The following is a 17,735-nucleotide window of genomic DNA, read 5'->3' as shown; positions in this document are numbered from 1 at the left end:
ATATAATAATGAAATCCTCTCAATCAAAAGTCTCGCAAAGTCGGCGACGATTCCTGCGTGACACCGCACGCACTGCGGCTGGTGTTGGTGCTGCGGCTTGTGTTCTTGGCTTGCAGTCAATGCAAAGCCAAGCGCGAGAAACTAAAGGCGTACCGATTCGACCTCCTGGCGCGTTACCTGAAGGTGAATTTGAATCGGCTTGCATCCGTTGCGGGTTGTGCGTTCAAGCATGCCCTTACGACACGTTAAAGCTTGCTAGTTTACTGTCTCCTGTCGCAACAGGTTCTCCTTACTTCACTGCGCGTGATATTCCATGCGAAATGTGCGAAGACATCCCTTGCGTCGTCGCTTGCCCAAGCGGGGCTTTAGACCATGATTTAACGGACATTGACGATGCAAGAATGGGAACGGCTGTGCTTATTGACCATGAAACCTGCCTCAACTGGCAAGGTTTACGCTGTGATGTTTGCTACCGCGTATGCCCGCTGATTGATGAAGCGATAACGCTAGAAAACATCCGAAATGATCGAACGGGTTATCACGCTAAATTGATTCCAACGGTTAATTCTGATGTGTGCACTGGTTGTGGTAAGTGTGAGCAAGCATGTGTGCTAGATGTTGCGGCGATTAAAGTTGTTCCAACAGATTTAGCCAAGGGCAAAGTTGGTAGTCACTACAATTTTGGCTGGCAAGAAATCGACAAGCCGCTCGAAAACGTATTGCCTGAAGAAACACCTGTGCCTAGTGGTGCTCTAGAGTCGCTTAAAGGAGGTCAGTGATGGCCAAGAATTTAGCGCAAGATGCTGGCAAAGAAGCTGTCGAGAAGCTTGGCTGGTGGCAAGCGCATCGTTTTCTTATTGTACGCCGATTATGCCAATTGACGATCATTGCTCTGTTTATGACCGGTCCCACATGGGGTATTCTGCAAGGTAACTTATCTTCGAGTATGTTGCTTAATACAGTGCCGTTAAGCGATCCTCTGATTGTTCTCCAATCGCTGGCGACAGGTCATATCCCAGAGTTTAATGCTCTGCTAGGGGTTGTGATTGTCTTAGTTTTTTACGCGATTCTTGCCCCGAGAGCGTTTTGTGCTTGGGTGTGCCCTTTGAACATTGTCACAGACTTTGCGGCGTGGTTGCGCAGAAAGCTTAACCTTAAAGCGAGCTACCGTTGGTCGCCGAACATCCGTTATTGGTTGATCCCTGCTCTAATGCTTGGCAGTGCGATATCAGGTTCTGTACTTTGGACATGGTTGGACCCCGTCGCCGCCCTTCATCGAGGCTTAGTCTTTGGCATGGGTGCTGGATGGGTATTGATACTACTTGTGTTTGTGCTGGATTTACTCTTGGTTGAGCATGGTTGGTGTGGTCACTTGTGCCCTCTGGGAGCAATGTATGGCGTAATTGGTAGTAAGAGTTTGTTGCGAGTGACGGCTGTTCGTCGAGAAGATTGTACCAAATGTATGGACTGTTTTTATGTATGTCCTGAACCAGATATTTTGCGCCAACCCCTCAAAGAAGGTGACCGACGAGTCATGGATCAAACTTGTATGAGTTGCGGTCGATGCTTAGATGTGTGCCCTGAAAAAGTGTTTGAATTCCAAAACCGACTCAAGGTGAAGAACATTGATTAGTGGTCCAGTTAAACTGATGCTAGGGAAGGTGGACCACTAAAAGAAGTGAAATCACTCCGGATTCTGGAGTGATTTCAGGCGTGTTTTTTCAATATTGATGATACCAGGATTACCGACACGCACCGTTTGCAACAGATGCTTAATCCACATTGGTAGCGATGGTGAGAGACGATAATGAATCCAAAGCCCATGGCGTGTGTCTTTTAAAAACGTGGTATCACGCAGTAATGCCAAGTGGCGAGATACCTTTGGTTGGCTCTCATTTAGTGCATTTTTAAGATCAGTCACTGTCAGATCTTGCTCATCTTCCAGCAACATCAAAATTTTCAGACGCAAGGGATCGCTCATCAGTTTGAAGAAACTGCTTGGGTCCACATGACTGGTGTTTTCTTCGCTATTTAACAACAAAAACAAGCTAATACGTTCGACCAACTCTTTTGCCGTATTCTGGAATGGTTGAATACCATCAAGCGGTTTTGGGTCGGTAAGATTCCAGTGCAGTTGGTCGATATCTTGTTCGAAGATGACACATTCGTCTTTTGCGTTATCGCACAGTGTGATAACGAAGTCGTAGTGATTGTCTTCGACTTCTGCGTAATCTTTTGAGCGTAAACCTTCGCCACTCATTCCATGGCTTTGTAATACCTCAAATACTCTTTCATCGACCTCACTAGGATGAAGACCTGCGCTGTCTGCATGAAACAACTCCCCCGCCATGTGATTGAAAATTGCCTCGGCAAGTTGCGAGCGCGCGGAGTTACCTGTGCAAAGGAACAAAACTTGTTTTTTCATCATATCAAATTAGGAATTGCAGAGACTTACGTCAAAATAAACGTTGATTGGCACAGTATAACCCTGCCGGTGTGTAACAAGAAGCACGTATCTTTCCTTTATCTCATCACCTATCGCTTCATCACGATGTTGCGGTTCAATGTTGGTGTCTAGAAATACGGAATAATTTTGTAAAATATACTTTAAAAATAGTCACATAAAATCGTTTGATAAACGAGGAGATGAATCTGCTTCTTAAGCTAACACGATGAAATAAAAAAGAAAGCCAAGTAAACGAGGAAATAATAATGATATTGCGAATTTGTTACATTTGGCGGTATGATGGCGGCTTCATATTCTAAGGACACATCATGAGCACGTCACCGAAAAGCTGGAGAACACCACAAAACTTTCTTCTGCTGATTTCTATTATCGTTCCTATCGCCTTCTCGACTTGGATGGCGCTGTTAAATAACTTTGTCATTGAAAAAGCTAACTTTGATGGCGCAGATATCGGGTTACTACAGAGCGTGCGAGAGATCCCTGGCTTTCTAGCCTTTACCGTCGTATTTGTATTGCTGTTTATTCGTGAGCAGCGCTTTATGTTGGTGTCGTTGGCAATGCTGACGTTAGGGACGGCAATAACAGGTTACTTCCCATCTTTATTTGGACTTCTTTTTACTACTCTGTTGATGTCGACGGGCTTCCACTATTTTGAAACATTAAAGCAATCTTTGTCGCTGCAGTGGCTCTCTAAAGAAGAGGCGCCAGAGATGCTGGGTAAATTCATCTCGGTTGGTGCGTTGGCTTCACTCTTTACTTACGGTGCGATTTGGGTGCTGTTAGAGCAACTTAAGTTCGATTTCAAAACCGTTTACTTACTTGCTGGGGGGATTGGTTTTGTCTTGATTATCGTGATGGCGTTTGCTTTCCCTGAGTTTAAAACCGAAGTACCACAAAATAAGAAGCTGGTTTTACGTAAGCGTTACTGGTTGTATTACGCTCTGACTTTTATGAGCGGGGCGCGTCGCCAAATTTTCACCGTATTTGCTGGCTTTTTGATGGTAGAGAAGTTCGGTTATTCGGCTGCGGACATTACGTTACTTTTCCTTATTAACTACGTCTTTAACTTTTTGTTTGCTAAACGTATTGGACGTTTTATCGGCGCTGTTGGTGAGCGTAAGGCTTTGATGTTCGAATACGTTGGTTTGATTTTTGTTTTTGTTGGCTATGGTTTGGTTCAAACAGCGGAATGGGCAGCTGCGCTTTACGTTATTGATCATCTGTTCTTCGCGTTAGCATTGGCGATCAAAACGTATTTTCAAAAGATTGCCGATCCTGCCGATATGGCTTCAACTGCCGGCGTGGCGTTTACGATTAACCACATTGCAGCTGTCGTCATCCCAGTTACTTTCGGGGTGATTTGGTTGGTATCGCCATCAAGCGTATTTTATATAGGCGCAGGCATGGCGGCGGTGAGCCTGTTGCTTTCGTTGAACATCCCAGCCAAGCCGCAAGAGGGTAATGAAACACGCGTGTTGAGATGGAACTGAGTTAGTGCTCACTTCTCAATAAATGAGATGTTAGATACAAAAATGGGATGCTGCGGCATCCCATTTTTTATTGTTAGTGTTGCGGTATTACAGCGGATACCAGAACAGTTGAGCGTCTAATACTCGTTTAGCGATTGCTGCCGCAACAATAACAGCGATGCCCGCCATACACAGCATGTCTGCTTTAGTTAGCGGTTTTAAGCTATACCAAGTGCGAGATGAGTGACGACCAAAACCACGTAATGTCATTGCATTGGAGATTTGGTCTGCGCGATCTAGGCTAGAGAAAATCAACGGCCCCAGAATCTTGGCGACATTCTTCATTCGAGTAAACAACGGTGCTTTCTTACTAAGTTCTACGCCACGAGCTTGTTGCGCATGCATGATATTTACAAAGTCTTTCTTCACCTCAGGTAAGTATCGTAAGGTCAAACTGACGGCATAAGCGATTTTGTAAGGCACTCCCAAACGGTTCAAACTTGCCGCAAACTCAGTAGGATGTGTCGTAAACACAAACACCAAAGCGATAGGGAACATACTGAAGTATTTCAGCGTTACCGTTACAAGGTAAAACAAGGTTTCCTGAGTCAGGGAGTAGTTACCTGGCAATGAGAATAAAACGGTCGTTGACCCCATGTACTCAGTGCCTTGTTGTGGGGCTAATGCAAACATAAACAATGCGTTGATAAGCAATACACTACCTGTACCAATTAACAATGGCTTGTATACGTGGAATGGCACCTTAGTCATTTTGAGCAGGGCAAGACCGACAATGATCAATAATGCGATGATGCGTAAATCGAATGTCGTCAGCACTACTGTCACCCAAGCGATAAACATCAAGAACTTAGTGATGCCGTTCAGCTTGTGCAGTGGCGACTGTGTATCAATATAGTTGATACCAAACTTCATTTTGTTGTCTTTCATGCCACTACTTTCTCAACGTTTTCTCGTGCTTGAACGGTAATCTCAGCTTCGGTTTTGTTTGCTCGCCTCGCTTTCTCTACATCGATAAAGTGCTGCATAAAGCCGTTCGTATTCTCAATATTCAACTTAGTTGTGAGTTCATACAAACTGGTGGTCGTTAAGTTTGCTTGATCTAACAGTGCAGGGTCGCTGAAAACCGCCGTCATCGGCGCGTCAGCAATGAGTTTGCTGTCGGCAATCACGATGGAACGAGTGGTGTACTCCAAGACTAAATGCATGTCATGAGAGATTATCATCACGGTGATGCCGAGTTCTCTGTTGAGTTTCTCGATAAAGCTCAGCATCGATGTGTAGTTGCGGTAATCTTGACCAGCAGTAGGCTCATCAAGAATCAATAGCTCAGGTTCTAGCACCAAAATAGATGCAATGGTTACGCGTTTTTTCTGACCGTAGCTAAGAGCTTCAATTGGCCAATGACGGTATTTACTGAGACCACATAACTCTAAGACTTCGAGTACTTTCACTTCGACTTGTTTCTCTTCAACACCACGGTTGCGCAGACCAAATGCCACTTCATCAAAAATCATGTGATGTGAAATCATATGATTTGGGTTTTGCATGACTACGCCAACCTTTTGGCTGCGTTCGAAGATGGAGAGTTCACTAAGGTCTTGACCATTTAGCGACATCGAGCCTTGATCAGCTTCGATAACGCCCATCACCAACTTTGTTATCGTCGATTTACCAGAACCATTTTTTCCCAAAACAGAAACGAACTCGCCACGTTTAACATCAAAGCTGACGTTTTCGAGGGCATTTTTCTCGCCGTCATAAGAATAGGTTAAGTTACGCACTTCTAGCAGTGAGTCGAGTGGGGCGGCTATTGAAGTCTCTTGTGAAGTGTTAAACCAAGAGTCGACAGCTGCTTGGTACTGAGCCAGTGGCAACGTATCTAGGCTTGATGGTTTCCCGTCACCTTCAATCGCGCAGCCCGCTTCTTTCAATGCAGAAAGATACAGAGGTTCACGAATGCCATATTCTTCCAGCAATGGGGACGCCAAAATTGCATCAGGTGTTGTATCGGCGATGATCTCACCACTTTCCATCAAAATAACGCGATCGACAGAACGGTGCAGCACATCCTCAAGACGATGCTCGATAATGATGATGGTTTTCCCTGTTTCACGGTGCAAGTCATCGATGATTTCAATGGTCTTTTTACCGGTTTTCGGGTCGAGTGCCGCTAGAGGCTCGTCAAACAGTAGGATATCGACATCGTCCACCAAAATACCAGCCAAAGAAACACGCTGCTTCTGACCACCAGATAGATCATGAGGGGAGCGGTTTAGCATTTGTTCTAGGTCGACCATTTTCGCCGTTGCTTTGACTAACGGGTACATGTCGATGTTAGAAGTGAGCTGGTTTTCTAGTGCAAACGCGATGTCTTCGCCGATGCTTAACCCAACAAATTGGCTATCTGTATCTTGTAAAACGGTGCCAACTTGCTCGGTGTATTGGTGCATGTCAAAAGGGGTTGTGTCTTGACCATTGATGGTCAGTTTGCCACTGTTCTCCCCTTTGATTGCGTGTGGGATTAGTCCGTTAAGACATTGGCCAAGGGTAGATTTACCACTACCACTTGGACCGATAATGACGATTTTCTCTCCTTTCTCTATCCTTAGATTGATATTTTTTAGCGTCGGTTTGTCCAGCGACTCATATCTAAAAGAGAAGTTAGAAAATTCGATTGTCATTCGACATTAAGCCTCTGTTAAGTTGCGGCTTTGCTTGTTACGTTTTGCGACAGACTTAAGAATGAAGAAGCCCACAATAGCAATAAGAATGGTGTTACCAGCTGCAATGATAGATAGCTGAGTAAATACCTTAGTGAACGGTTCTGCGTACAAGATGGTGTCTAGGAAGGCTGAGCAACCGTAACCAAATACGTTACCCAATAGAGCAAGTACCACGAACAACACAAAGTCTTTCATATTGAAATCACCTTTCTCCAAGCGGTTACGCGTCAGAGAAGGGAAAAGACCGATAATTAAACCGACAATACCTGAACCAAGTACCCAAGTAAGCCATACCCCCCAACCTGCGAACAGGTCAGTGACCCAGTGGCCAATAAAGCCAACCAAGAAGCCCACAAGAGGACCGAATAGTACTGAGAACAATGCTAATACCGCCATTGCTGGTTTTAGCGTCGTGTTTGCAAATACTGGAATACCGAACATTGGCAGACCACCGATGCCGTACAATGCAGCACCGATTGCAATAACCACAACGGTTTTAGCGGAAAGATTCATAGATAACCTCAGTTCAATTGTCGATTTTAAAGAACGTTCACTTGCTTTTTTGTATAGCGCTGATTGTGTAACAAAGTTAAGAAACAACCAAGCTGCTTATTGTTTGCTCTGTTTTTCTTCAAGAAATGTGTGATTGGATTCACGCACTCTATTGACTGGCTTAGTTTTTCAGCAAGCATCAAAAATAAGGCGCGCATTATACAGAATATTGATAAAAGTGGGAATGCTATCTGTCTGGATGGCTAGAATGAAATCAGGGGCTAACTGTCAGCCCCTGATTACACTTTTTAATGCGATTTTTATCGATAAATTAATGGTCTAAGTATAGGTAGTTTTGCCAGCTCTTCATTCGAATGAGAACTTTACGCATGATGGAGACATGAGTGAAGCTGTCAGAATAAACGGCAACCTCTACCGCCGTACCCATAGGCAGGTGATATTCAGCAAGCTCATCGGTAATTTTCAGCGTCACGAATACACGACCGCTGGTACGCAATGCCTCTGTACCAAGCAGGGAGCCACGAGCTTGGAATTGGCTTTCGCCGATGGCTGGCAATACATCAACAACCTCACCTTTAAAGACTTTGCCCGGTAGCGCGCGGAACATAAATTCCGCTTCAAATCCCGGTTCTAAACGCTGTAGTGAGTTTTGGCGAAACGCAGCGGTATAGAGTTTATCTTCGGTATGAACAAAGGTCATCACTGGAGCAAGAGGCAATGGTACTGCCATAACACCAGGACGCAGTGCGAGCTGGGTAACATAGCCATCAGTAGGAGCTGTAACGACGGTCTGTTCTAGGTTGAACTCTGCTTGGCGAAGTTCTGCAAGCAATGAAGCGACTTGGGTGTTTTCACCACCCACTTCAGAATCCAGCGCGATTTGCGCTTGTTGTTGCTTAGATTGTGCGACTTCCAATGCGGCTTGTGCGGCTTTGTATGCTTGGCGTCGAGTATCCAATTGCTGCTCAGTGAATGCTCCGCGATCAAAACCGCGTTGATAACGGTCAAATTCTCGCTGTGCTTTGTCACGCTCGGCAAGCGCTTTGATAACCGCTGCTTCCGCTTCTTGCACGCCAGACTCAAGCCCAAGTGCACCTTGGCTTGCCTCTTTCACTTTTGCACGTAACTTATCGACTTCTGCTTGGAATGGAATCGGGTCGATACGGAAAAGAACGTCGCCTTTTTGTAGAGGTTGGTTTGGTTGTACAGGCACTTCAATGACGCGCCCACGAACGCCTGACACCACCGGTGTGGTAGAGAATACTTGATTACCAATTTGTGTGAACGGGTGGTTATAGTTCATCAACAAGATTAGTGTGCCGACCAATACAACGCCGCCAAGCACAGCGGTTGGCACTGTCCATTTGTTAAGTGGAATGTTAAAGATTTTGAAAATGGCGATACATAATGCGGCGTAAGTCAGAACCAGTAGTAAATCCATTATTGCTCCTCCTTACCTTGTTCTTTTTGTGCAGGAACACTTTGTGCAGGTTTTTGACCTGTGAGTGTTGAGACTTCTTTTTTCAATTCATTGACTTCGTCAATTAGCTCTTCGAGGCGATGATGGATATCATGCGTTTCTTGCTCAAGTTGTTTGAAACCCCATCCGCGTTCTTTGCGCCATAAGGTTGCCCAGATCCACAGAAATGGCCAAAGAGCATGAAGTGTGAAAAGACTGACCCAGCCTGCATAGTGAATGGCGTCTTGATGAGGGTGTTCACGTTCCTTCGCTATTTCATAAGGAATATCGTGAATGACAATGATCCCGTAGAAGATAACCAGAGCAACGAAAATGAGTAACCCAAGTGCAAAATAGTCTAGAAACATCTTACTTCCCTGTGCTTGTTGCTAAATAGAAAAACTTACGTAAATTAACTGTTTAAGTATTTGATAGAACAATAGGTGGATCAAGTAATTTATAATTTGATACACAGTTATTGAGAGATACGGCATGGAATACGAAGGAGTGAGTAGTGCATTATTCTGGTGAACTTGCCGCGATAAGTGCAGCCATCGTTTGGGCGGTTGCGACTTGGATTTACAGCCAATTCAGCCACCGATTTTCAGCAATGCAGTTGAACATAGTAAAAGGTGTGATCGCCTCAATGATGATGGTGGTTGTTATTCCTTTTCTACCTCAAGGTATACCTGCGTACATTGAGCCGTTACATCTCGCGGTGTTGGCAATTTCTGGTGTGATTGGTATTGCTGTTGGTGACAGTGCCTATTTTGCTGCATTAAAGCGCATTGGTCCGAACAAAACATTACTCTTAGAATCCCTTGCACCGCCTTTATCTGGCGTGCTTGCCATGGTTTTTCTTGGGTCTGAACTCACACTACAAAGTTGGCTGGGCGTGGTAGTGACCACGGTTGCGGTTACGTTTGTGGTATTTCAACCATCAACCTCGGGAGCGGCAACAAACTGGAGCGGTATCGGATTTGGGTTACTCGCGAGTGTGTGCCAAGCCTCAGGTGTGGTGATCTCTCACTATGCGTTGGTTGCGGGCGATCTTCCACCGCTGCTCGGTGCTCTCATTCGTCTTAGTATTGGCGTGTTGGCAGTGTGTTTGGTGGTGAAAATTGTCGAACCGGTGCCATTTAGCAGCATTAAACAGCACCTAAAAGCAATGGGCAACAAAGCGCTAGTTTGGCTGTTGTTGGCAATTTTCGTGGGGACATTTCTGGCATTATGGCTACAACAAATCGCGTTGAAATACGCTAACCCCGCCATTGCTCAGACGTTAATTGCAACCAGCCCACTGTTTATTTTGGTGATTTATGCTCTGCGAGGAGAAAAGGTCGGCGTGAAGAGTATGCTTGGTACATTAGTCGCACTTGGCGGTATTTCTTTGTTTTTTCTTTAAGCTTGTCATTCGGCTTATAAAAACGCCCCAGTTGTTGCTGGGGCGTTTTTTATAGTTCAGTGCAGACTTGGTTTCGACCATTGGCTTTGGCGCGGTATAGGGCTTTGTCGGCGCGATAGAAGGTACGTTGCGTGTTCTCTCCCTCCCGATGTAAAGTAATGCCTATCGACACGGTCAGACCGCGTTCACCAAGAATCTCATGCCACCCAAATTGGTAAATACGTTCTCGGTAGTTTTCTGCGTGCATTTCAGCCTTAGCGACTTCGGTGTTTTCAAGAATAACCAAGAACTCTTCTCCACCAAAACGTACACATGAAGACCCACGGAATTTAAAGTAACCTGAGAGTTCTTTCGACACATTGACGATCGCCTTGTCACCAACAAGGTGGCTGAGTTCGTCATTAATCGATTTGAAGTGGTCAATGTCGATCACCATAAGTGCAAATGGCGTGTCGTGCAGCAGCAGATCTTTTAGTTTCACTTCCAACCAACGTCGGTTATGTAAAGAAGTCAGCGGATCGGTGAATACATCTTGTTGAAGCTGAGCTACGGTATTTTTGTGTTGCTTGGTGGTCTCTTTGAGTTCTTTGTTTTCAATCTCAGACAGAATGAGTTTTAGTTGCAGCTCAAAGCGAGTGAGGCGGCGCAACTGTGCTGGTCCCAACTCACTAATCGGAATATGCTTGACTAAGTCAGACTCAACTCGAAAAGCTTTCTTCTCGTAGTTTAACGCTTCTTTGAACAAGCCTTGCGACGCGCATACTTGGCTCATTGCATTGTAGAATCGGTTCGCAATAAGTGGTGAGGAGTGCTCATTAATACGTTTGCCCGTTGATGCCAGCAGCAAGTTCGCTAAAGATTGATGACCGACCTCATTTAAGCAGTAAGCCGTTTCAATTTTTACCATGGTTGAGAGCCAGTAAGTATGTTGCTTGCCTGTCGCATACTGGATTTGCGAAATCGCAAGTAAGGCTTGTTCATATTCCTTTTGGAGACGATATAACTTGGCGCGATATAAATGAATTTGCCCAGTTAAGTTCTTATCACTTACTAGGATACTCAGTTCTTCGCATTCACTTAGTAGCTCGGTTGCTGCGCCGATGCGTTGCAGGCTGATGTAGCACGCTAGCATGTAGAGTTTGTAACGCAGTCTTAGTGAACGGCTACCGATTGCATGGTCAATCGCGTCGATTTTCTGGTAATAACGTAGGGCACGATTATGATCCCCATACGCATCACAAAGATTGCCCATACCAATGATGGCGAGAACATATTCATCGATATAGCCGTACTCAACGGCGATGTTGGTTGAGGCGATGTATTCGGTCAGTGCTGCGTTATAGTCCCCTTTTTCTACCAAGCGATCACTTAAACTCGCTTTTACCGATAGGATATCTTCTACATCCTCTGGGAGTTTTAGTAGATCAAGTGCGAGGCGTAGCTCTTCAATACTCTCGGTTAACTGTTTAATCTTGCTACGATATTCAGCACTAATGATGTAGCAATGCGCTTTTTCTTTGTTGGTCGAGGCGATATGAAGGCGAATGTGCTCCCACAGAATCAATGCCTCTTCACCGGCGACAGAAGAGGGATCCATTCCCGCATCAGTGACCTTACTAAGCAGTTGTTCCATTCTTCAATACCTCAATATGGCTTTCTTCCAACTGCTCTAAGGTGAACGGGAAGGTTAGGATGTCCTGTAGATAAAGTGTCGGTTTTGGACCATCAAGACCACGACGCTTCCAAGGATAGATGTCTAACATCGAACACACGGTTTGATACAGATCTTCTGCCGCTTGGTCTTTTTCTGCGATAAGCATGGCTAAGCGATCGCTGCTTAGGCGGGAAATTAAATCACTGGAAGTGGTCAATGAGTGAACCAGTTCGGTACAAATATCGAGAAATGCGGGCTCAGCGTGGCGGATCATGATGATCGCATGATTAGAGCGTTTTAATTCGGTCTTAAACAGAACCAGTTGTTCCCACCAGTAAGTTTCTGATACTACATTTGAGAACTGCTTTTCTGGGTTATATTCATGTTGAGCACGGATACGATTGATGAGCTTGCGTGCTCGCTGTTCTAACTGGCGTTTTGAGCCTCGAGCTTTGTCCATGCTGACTCGATGCGTTTGCTCTTTCAGCATTTTGAGTGCGTGTTTGCGGTATTTCTGGAACGCTTGGAAAGCACCTTGATAGTCACCTTGCTCTTCCGCTACGCGCGATTGTTGGAAACAAATTTGACTGAGCAATTCGCCGTTATCAAACGCGAGGGCGGATTGTTCTGCTGATTGCAGTAGCTCAGATGCACTTTCGGTATTTTTACGCAGTAATTCGAGCCTTGCTCGGCTGATGAAAGAATGCGCTTTCATCCACGTAAGATCTTGTTCAATTGCGAGCTGGTGGGCTTTTTGAGTAGCTTCTTCCGCTGCGTCTAAACGTTCTAAACCCAGTAGAGCGAGACCTTTGAAATCCCAGATTTCTGCGTGCCAAGTGCTGTCTTCGTGATCTCGGAGTACTTCGGTCGCACCGTCGAGCACTGTTAGCATTTCGACAAAGTTATTCAGCAAGTAGTAATCCCAAGCAAGCAGGATTCTGGCTTTCCCTTCTAGCCAAGCTATGCGAACGTTGTTTGCCACTTTTACCGCGAGCTCATGGGTTGAGGCGGCAAGTTTGTGTTCATTGGTGATTCGCCAAACATTACCAAGACCAATCAAAGCTTCGATTTGAATCTCGATATCGTCGACTAGCGCAGACTGCTCTAGAGCATTAATCCAGTATTGCTGAGCAGAGTAGTACTTAGCTTGTCCCCAGTATTGTAGGGCAAATAAGTGAAGTATTTCAGGTAAGTGGTCGTCAGTGTCGAGTTGAATTTGAAGGTTATAGGCGTCTTTAACCAGCTTTAAGCCGTGTCGATAATCCATGCTACACCAGCAGGCATGGGACATAACAATAAGCGCACGAATCTCACCGTCAACAAACAGAATTTGTTCTGCGCGTATCCGGCATTGTTCTGCAATTCGAAATGCGCGCTCAGGATCAGTTTTTATCTGACCTTCAAGCGCAGTTAGCTCAGTTTCGAGCTGAATTTGGCTTTTATCCAACGTTCACATCCATGACTATAGAACTGGAATTTACACCTAAAAACAAGTGGTTAGATGCGTTTATCATTTCGGTGTGGAAAATCGCCACACCAATAAGGGATCGGATACTGTAATGTATACCGTGTTCAGCGCTTACTTACCACTTCTAAATGAGTAAACTGTTAAATAGTCATGACAACAATTGTTTGATCGTTAGTGGTGCGTCGGTGACTTTCAGTCTCTGAGCGGCAGTGAGTCCTTGCTTATCCTGATAGCACAAATTATGCCAAGCTCTGAATATATCTAAAAGAGGCAATATACCAGCAGGTCTTAATTTGCGACGTGGCTCGTTGATGAAGCTCTCAAACAGCAGTTGGAAACGGTTTTGATAGAATTGGATGTGGCGAGTTGTTGCTACATTGAACCAAGCTTCAGGTTCATTTTTATCACCAGCTAGATAACAAATACCTTTGTTACATTCGTATTGACTAGAAATCGCCCAGCGATCTCGCCACCAACTCATATAAGCGATATCTACCTTACCAAACGGGGCATTCATATCCCAAATTGCGTCTTCTTCTACGTACATAAGATCGACGTTTTTCTCTTGAATACGAGACAAACAGACGCTCAACGCCGCTGAGCGGAGCAGGGGATCTTGTGGCATGTAGATCGATACGCGCTTCTCTGGGCAACACATATCCAATACATGAAGATAGTGTGCGTACGAGGTATAAGGTGGACGAATTAAGGCACCTTTAGACGGATAGTGGAAAACAGAGAGATTTCCCATTGGATCTTCGACGTTACCACGGGCCAAAATCGTTTGGTATTTCTGATCGATGCGCTCACGCAGCTTTTTTGATGGCTCTGGTGGTGGTTCACTTGCTTCAGCGGTGTATTCTTGTGATACAAAGCGAGAAACTTCATCGTATGGATTGTGATCCAAGGACGCCACTGGCTCATCATCAGATGAATAGTTCACATGCTGACAAAGAATGTAGCCCGAATGTGCCTCACCAGAAGCAATCCAATACACGCCATTATTACTATGGGGTTGCAATGCAACGTAGCTAGAAGCGAGCTCATAATGCTGCGCGTGGTTTACCCAGCGTGCATCAATGGTTGCAAGCTTACGGCGGCAACGACTAGCAATGTGATCAACATGATCGTAAAAGGTTTTTGGATTGATGCTCAGTTTACGGCAGATTTCTCGGACGGAATATCCCGTGAACAGCAAGCCCATCAAGTTCTCTTGAAATTGAAGCTTTTTGTTGGCACCAGACCATTTATCGACAAAAGTACTTTGACACACTTTACAGCGGTAACGTTGGCGATCGCCACTGTAACCAAAAGCGTGATAGAGGTGTTTATGAGTGTGGACAGAAAGTCCGAAGTTGTCGCAGTCATCATTGCGACAAGCAGGTAGTCCATCACTGTGGACGTGTCTCAAACGATGAAGTTCGTTGACCACATCGCGGTTGTTAAGTAAGGGGGGGAAAGCTCCACATTCACGGCACACCATCGCCGGACGTTTAGGGTTAGCATGCTGCAAGACGTAACGCTTTGCATCACTCAATCCAAAGTTGTCACACGCCAATGTTTTACAAAAGTTGAGTTGTAACCCATCTGCGTCCTTTGGCAGTTCGCCGTTAGACACAATCGCCCCCTCGGGATAATTCAGGCAGCCGGTCAGGCTCCGGCTGCAAATTACTACTTAAGTATTTCTTAGATGTTGATTGCAGTTTCTAGAGCAACTTTCATCATGTCGTTGAACGACTTTTGACGCTCTTCAGAGCTTAGTTTTTCACCACGGATGATGTGATCAGAAACTGTCAGGATAGTTAGAGCTTTCGCGCCTAGGTCTGCAGCTACGCCGTAGATACCTGCCGCTTCCATATCTACACCTAGGATGCCTAGTTTTTCCATCTTCTCAAAGATGTCAGCTTCTGGTGTGTAGAATAGGTCTGCAGAGAATACGTTACCTACTTTAACTGGTACTTCTTGAGCACGCGCTTGGTTAACCGCTTCTTCTAGAAGACCGTAATCAGCGATTGCTGCGAAATCGTGGTTGTTGAAACGGATACGGTTAACTTTAGAGTCTGTAGAAGCACCCATACCGATAACAACGTCCATTAGTTTCACGTCGTCACGTACTGCACCACAGCTACCTACGCGGATAACGTTTTTCACGCCGTATTCAGCGATTAGCTCGTGTACGTAGATACAGCAAGATGGGATACCCATACCGTGACCCATAACAGACACTTTCTTACCTTTGTATGTGCCAGTAAAGCCGAACATGTTGCGAACGTCACAAACTTGTTTCACATCTTCTAGAAAAGTTTCTGCGATGTATTTTGCACGCAATGGGTCGCCTGGCATTAGTACTGTTTCAGCGAAATCACCTGGTTGTGCGTTGATGTGTGGGGTTGCCATAAGTGCTCTCCAAAGTTTTGTTCAGGTAAAACGCATCAATTATAGAATGCTATTACCAATTCTGTTGAACTTGTTCGTTTTCGTTGAGGCAATAATATCGGGACGGGGTAAGGGGGCATGAGAGTTGAGTCACAAAATGGTCGGTTTTATTGTTTAAATAATCTGTTGATAACTAAATCTGTTGAAAGCAAAAAGGCAATCGATTTGCTTTTGAGCAGTTTGTCGATTGCGCGCACAAAATCTCGTCTTTCAGCACAAAATTTTTTCTTAAAAGTTTCTGATCGATATTCGAAGAGAGTGAGTAAAACGATTAAATTGTACAATTTATTTTCTTGTACAATGTAATTTGACTTGCTATAAGTTATACAACAAAACATTTTGTATAGGATGCTTCGTTATGGAATCTTCAATCAAAGTTGGTATCAGTTCTTGTGTACTAGGCGAACGAGTTCGTTTCGATTCGGGACATAAAATCAGTAACTTCGTAACGAAAGAGCTCGACGGCTACTTTAGCTTTGTTCCCGTATGTCCAGAAGTCGGTGTTGGTATGTCTGTTCCACGCCCTACCATTCGTTTGGTAAGCAATGAGGAGCGAATCGCGCTGGTAGAAACGAAAAATCCAGAAAACGACCACACTGACAACATGCTTGCGTACTCAGAAAATAAGGTGAACGAATTAGAGGGTGAAGAGCTGTGTGGTTACATCGTCTGTGCGAAGTCACCAACGTGTGGCATGGAGCGAGTGAAGGTATACAGCAAAAATAGTGCGGCGAAAGAAGGTATCGGTTTGTATACCAGAACATTAATGGAAAAAATGCCGTGGTTGCCTGTAGAAGAAGACGGTCGTCTAAACGATCCGGTTTTAAAAGAAAATTTCATTACGCGTGTTTACTGTTTGAATGACTTTTATGAGTCGATGGGCGGCGAGCCCACACGCGGCAAAATTATTGACTTTCACTCTCGCTATAAGCTGACTTTAATGGCGCACCATCCAGAGTCTTATCGTTCGCTAGGACGCTTGGTTGCAGATGTATCAAGTTACGAAATGGAACAGTTTTACAACGAATATCGTCTAGGTCTGATGAAAGCGTTACAGAATCGCGCCAGTCGAAAAAACAACACGAACGTCCTGATGCATTTGCAAGGCTATTTTAAACGCTCTTTAACCGCTAATGAAAAAGCGGAGCTGGCGACGGTGATCAGTGATTATCGTACGGGCTTGTTACCATTACTTGCCCCGTTAACGTTAATTAAGCACTATCTCAATACGTACCCCGACGCGTACTTACAGAAACAAAAATACTTAGAACCGTATCCACAGGAGATGAGACTTCGTTATGGATTGTAGCCAAGAAGAAAAACTATACGCAATTCGAGATGTATCAGAGTTAACGGGAGTAAAACCCGTTACTTTGCGCGCTTGGCAAAGACGCTATAACTTGATCCAACCACAAAGAACAGAGAAGGGTCACCGCCTGTATCGACAGCAGGATTTAGATACTATTCGTGAAATTCAAGGTTGGCTTGCGAAAGGCGTTGCGATTGGCAAAGTCAAAGGCTTGCTAGGTCAGGAATCAGATGTGGATTTAGTGACCGATATCCAACGACTAGAAGAAGTGGAGTCAATGCTCAAAGCGTTATCTGAACTCAATCGTGGCAAAACAGAAACGCTGTTATCGAATGTGTTAAAAGAGTACCCACTCAGCATTGTCATTGAACAACTGATCAATCCTGTGTTTGAAGCGTTAGATTTGGTGAAAGTCTCGCTACGTTCTTTACAGCTTGGTTTGTTCCAAACTTGCTTGATTACTCGATTAGCCTTGGTTGTCGATTCGGAAAATAAGGCATCTTCCAAGGGAAAATGTTTGCTTTTGAGTTTTGAACAAGTTCGTGACTCAGAGAGCTGGATTCAGGCGGCAAAGCTGTGTGAACAGGGGTATCACATTACTCTGATTGATAAAGTCGAAGACATCTCGGGTTTAGTTGAGCATGATGTGATGTCACGTTACCAATACGTGCATTTCTTCTCGAATAAAGCGCTGCCTATCAAGCAAGTTGAAGCTTTGGCGACGTTATTAGAGCAAGCTCCGAAGCAAGTGCAGCTATCTGAAGTCATCGAAAAACTGCATTTCCCGCAATAAATCCATCCTCGTAAGGAG

16 protein-coding genes are annotated in these 17,735 nt (G+C 44.8%); 6 read left to right on the top strand and 10 right to left on the bottom strand.

Translation table 11 applies throughout. From position 1 onward, the window contains the following. Positions 1 to 8: 8 nt before the first annotated feature. Both napG and napH read left to right on the top strand, forming a co-directional pair. Positions 9 to 779: a ferredoxin-type protein NapG gene (gene napG, locus MHO32_RS07480; protein WP_005452896.1), complete on the top strand. Its 771-nt coding sequence runs from the start codon at positions 9 to 11 to the stop codon at positions 777 to 779. Beyond that, positions 779 to 1,633 carry a quinol dehydrogenase ferredoxin subunit NapH gene (gene napH / locus MHO32_RS07475; protein ID WP_050907578.1) on the top strand — a complete coding sequence of 285 codons (855 nt, stop codon included), beginning with the start codon at positions 779 to 781 and terminating at the stop codon, positions 1,631 to 1,633. The genes napG and napH overlap by 1 nt, the downstream gene beginning before the upstream one ends. Positions 1,634 to 1,684: 51 nt before the next feature. Here the strand turns inward: napH and MHO32_RS07470 are convergent, their stop codons facing one another. Next, positions 1,685 to 2,428 (bottom strand): metalloregulator ArsR/SmtB family transcription factor, encoded by a 744-nt coding sequence (locus MHO32_RS07470; protein ID WP_050938160.1) that lies wholly within the window; start codon positions 2,426 to 2,428, stop codon positions 1,685 to 1,687. Between the two features lie 347 nt (positions 2,429 to 2,775). Between MHO32_RS07470 and MHO32_RS07465 the strand changes: the two genes are divergently transcribed. Beyond that, positions 2,776 to 3,957, top strand: coding sequence for an MFS transporter (locus MHO32_RS07465; RefSeq protein WP_009697882.1), 1,182 nt, complete (start codon positions 2,776 to 2,778; stop codon positions 3,955 to 3,957). An 87-nt stretch (positions 3,958 to 4,044) separates the two neighbouring features. Here MHO32_RS07465 and MHO32_RS07460 read toward each other — a convergent pair whose 3' ends face one another. From MHO32_RS07460 to MHO32_RS07440, 5 genes are all read right to left on the bottom strand, one after another. Further along, positions 4,045 to 4,884: an energy-coupling factor transporter transmembrane component T family protein gene (locus MHO32_RS07460; RefSeq protein ID WP_005452891.1), complete on the bottom strand. Its 840-nt coding sequence runs from the start codon at positions 4,882 to 4,884 to the stop codon at positions 4,045 to 4,047. Then, positions 4,881 to 6,638: an ABC transporter ATP-binding protein gene (locus MHO32_RS07455; RefSeq protein ID WP_239211036.1), complete on the bottom strand. Its 1,758-nt coding sequence runs from the start codon at positions 6,636 to 6,638 to the stop codon at positions 4,881 to 4,883. The genes MHO32_RS07460 and MHO32_RS07455 overlap by 4 nt, the downstream gene beginning before the upstream one ends. Positions 6,639 to 6,644: 6 nt before the next feature. Next, positions 6,645 to 7,193: an ECF-type riboflavin transporter substrate-binding protein gene (locus tag MHO32_RS07450; RefSeq protein WP_005452889.1), complete on the bottom strand. Its 549-nt coding sequence runs from the start codon at positions 7,191 to 7,193 to the stop codon at positions 6,645 to 6,647. A 310-nt stretch (positions 7,194 to 7,503) separates the two neighbouring features. After that, complete coding sequence (locus MHO32_RS07445; RefSeq protein ID WP_017818506.1) at positions 7,504 to 8,634, bottom strand: HlyD family secretion protein; 1,131 nt, start codon at positions 8,632 to 8,634, stop codon at positions 7,504 to 7,506. Beyond that, the gene (locus tag MHO32_RS07440; protein ID WP_239211034.1) at positions 8,634 to 9,020 is read right to left on the bottom strand and encodes a DUF3302 domain-containing protein; all 387 of its coding nucleotides are present in this window, start codon (positions 9,018 to 9,020) and stop codon (positions 8,634 to 8,636) included. The genes MHO32_RS07445 and MHO32_RS07440 overlap by 1 nt, the downstream gene beginning before the upstream one ends. A gap of 146 nt (positions 9,021 to 9,166) precedes the next feature. On the opposite strand from MHO32_RS07440, the gene MHO32_RS07435 reads away from it, so the two are divergent. After that, positions 9,167 to 10,057 (top strand): DMT family transporter, encoded by an 891-nt coding sequence (locus MHO32_RS07435; RefSeq protein WP_050907574.1) that lies wholly within the window; start codon positions 9,167 to 9,169, stop codon positions 10,055 to 10,057. A gap of 49 nt (positions 10,058 to 10,106) precedes the next feature. On the opposite strand, the gene MHO32_RS07430 is transcribed toward MHO32_RS07435, so the two are convergent. The 4 genes from MHO32_RS07430 to deoD form a co-directional block, all read right to left on the bottom strand. Then, positions 10,107 to 11,690, bottom strand: coding sequence for a GGDEF domain-containing protein (locus MHO32_RS07430; protein WP_017818508.1), 1,584 nt, complete (start codon positions 11,688 to 11,690; stop codon positions 10,107 to 10,109). Then, positions 11,674 to 13,158 carry a hypothetical protein gene (locus MHO32_RS07425; RefSeq protein ID WP_152164491.1) on the bottom strand — a complete coding sequence of 495 codons (1,485 nt, stop codon included), beginning with the start codon at positions 13,156 to 13,158 and terminating at the stop codon, positions 11,674 to 11,676. The genes MHO32_RS07430 and MHO32_RS07425 overlap by 17 nt, the downstream gene beginning before the upstream one ends. 169 nt (positions 13,159 to 13,327) lie before the next feature. Further along, complete coding sequence (locus MHO32_RS07420; protein WP_005452883.1) at positions 13,328 to 14,797, bottom strand: hypothetical protein; 1,470 nt, start codon at positions 14,795 to 14,797, stop codon at positions 13,328 to 13,330. 68 nt (positions 14,798 to 14,865) lie between these two features. Then, positions 14,866 to 15,576, bottom strand: coding sequence for a purine-nucleoside phosphorylase (gene deoD, locus MHO32_RS07415; RefSeq protein ID WP_005375140.1), 711 nt, complete (start codon positions 15,574 to 15,576; stop codon positions 14,866 to 14,868). Between the two features lie 397 nt (positions 15,577 to 15,973). On the opposite strand from deoD, the gene MHO32_RS07410 reads away from it, so the two are divergent. Beyond that, positions 15,974 to 16,924, top strand: a complete 951-nt coding sequence (locus tag MHO32_RS07410; protein ID WP_005452880.1) for a YbgA family protein — start codon at positions 15,974 to 15,976, stop codon at positions 16,922 to 16,924. After that, positions 16,914 to 17,717 (top strand): MerR family transcriptional regulator, encoded by an 804-nt coding sequence (locus MHO32_RS07405; protein ID WP_239211033.1) that lies wholly within the window; start codon positions 16,914 to 16,916, stop codon positions 17,715 to 17,717. The genes MHO32_RS07410 and MHO32_RS07405 overlap by 11 nt, the downstream gene beginning before the upstream one ends. The last annotated feature ends 18 nt before the right edge of the window (positions 17,718 to 17,735 follow it).

The sequence above is a fragment of the Vibrio sp. MMH1-50 genome, from assembly GCF_022347645.1.
Taxonomy (GTDB): domain Bacteria; phylum Pseudomonadota; class Gammaproteobacteria; order Enterobacterales; family Vibrionaceae; genus Vibrio; species Vibrio harveyi.
The sequence above is the reverse complement of the archived record's forward strand: the minus strand, read 5'-3'. Positions and strand labels throughout refer to the sequence as shown.

Bases quoted from the DNA above. Each gene is read 5' to 3' on its own strand.
- MHO32_RS07465 (WP_009697882.1), top strand. From the start codon at position 2,776: ATGAGCACGTCACCGAAAAGCTGGAGAACACCACAAAACTTTCTTCTG.
- MHO32_RS07440 (WP_239211034.1), bottom strand. From the start codon at position 9,020: ATGTTTCTAGACTATTTTGCACTTGGGTTACTCATTTTCGTTGCTCTG.
- MHO32_RS07470 (WP_050938160.1), bottom strand. From the start codon at position 2,428: ATGATGAAAAAACAAGTTTTGTTCCTTTGCACAGGTAACTCCGCGCGC.
- MHO32_RS07445 (WP_017818506.1), bottom strand. From the start codon at position 8,634: ATGGATTTACTACTGGTTCTGACTTACGCCGCATTATGTATCGCCATT.
- MHO32_RS07460 (WP_005452891.1), bottom strand. From the start codon at position 4,884: ATGAAAGACAACAAAATGAAGTTTGGTATCAACTATATTGATACACAG.
- napG (WP_005452896.1), top strand. From the start codon at position 9: ATGAAATCCTCTCAATCAAAAGTCTCGCAAAGTCGGCGACGATTCCTG.
- napH (WP_050907578.1), top strand. From the start codon at position 779: ATGGCCAAGAATTTAGCGCAAGATGCTGGCAAAGAAGCTGTCGAGAAG.
- deoD (WP_005375140.1), bottom strand. From the start codon at position 15,576: ATGGCAACCCCACACATCAACGCACAACCAGGTGATTTCGCTGAAACA.
- MHO32_RS07450 (WP_005452889.1), bottom strand. From the start codon at position 7,193: ATGAATCTTTCCGCTAAAACCGTTGTGGTTATTGCAATCGGTGCTGCA.
- MHO32_RS07410 (WP_005452880.1), top strand. From the start codon at position 15,974: ATGGAATCTTCAATCAAAGTTGGTATCAGTTCTTGTGTACTAGGCGAA.
- MHO32_RS07405 (WP_239211033.1), top strand. From the start codon at position 16,914: ATGGATTGTAGCCAAGAAGAAAAACTATACGCAATTCGAGATGTATCA.
- MHO32_RS07430 (WP_017818508.1), bottom strand. From the start codon at position 11,690: ATGGAACAACTGCTTAGTAAGGTCACTGATGCGGGAATGGATCCCTCT.
- MHO32_RS07455 (WP_239211036.1), bottom strand. From the start codon at position 6,638: ATGACAATCGAATTTTCTAACTTCTCTTTTAGATATGAGTCGCTGGAC.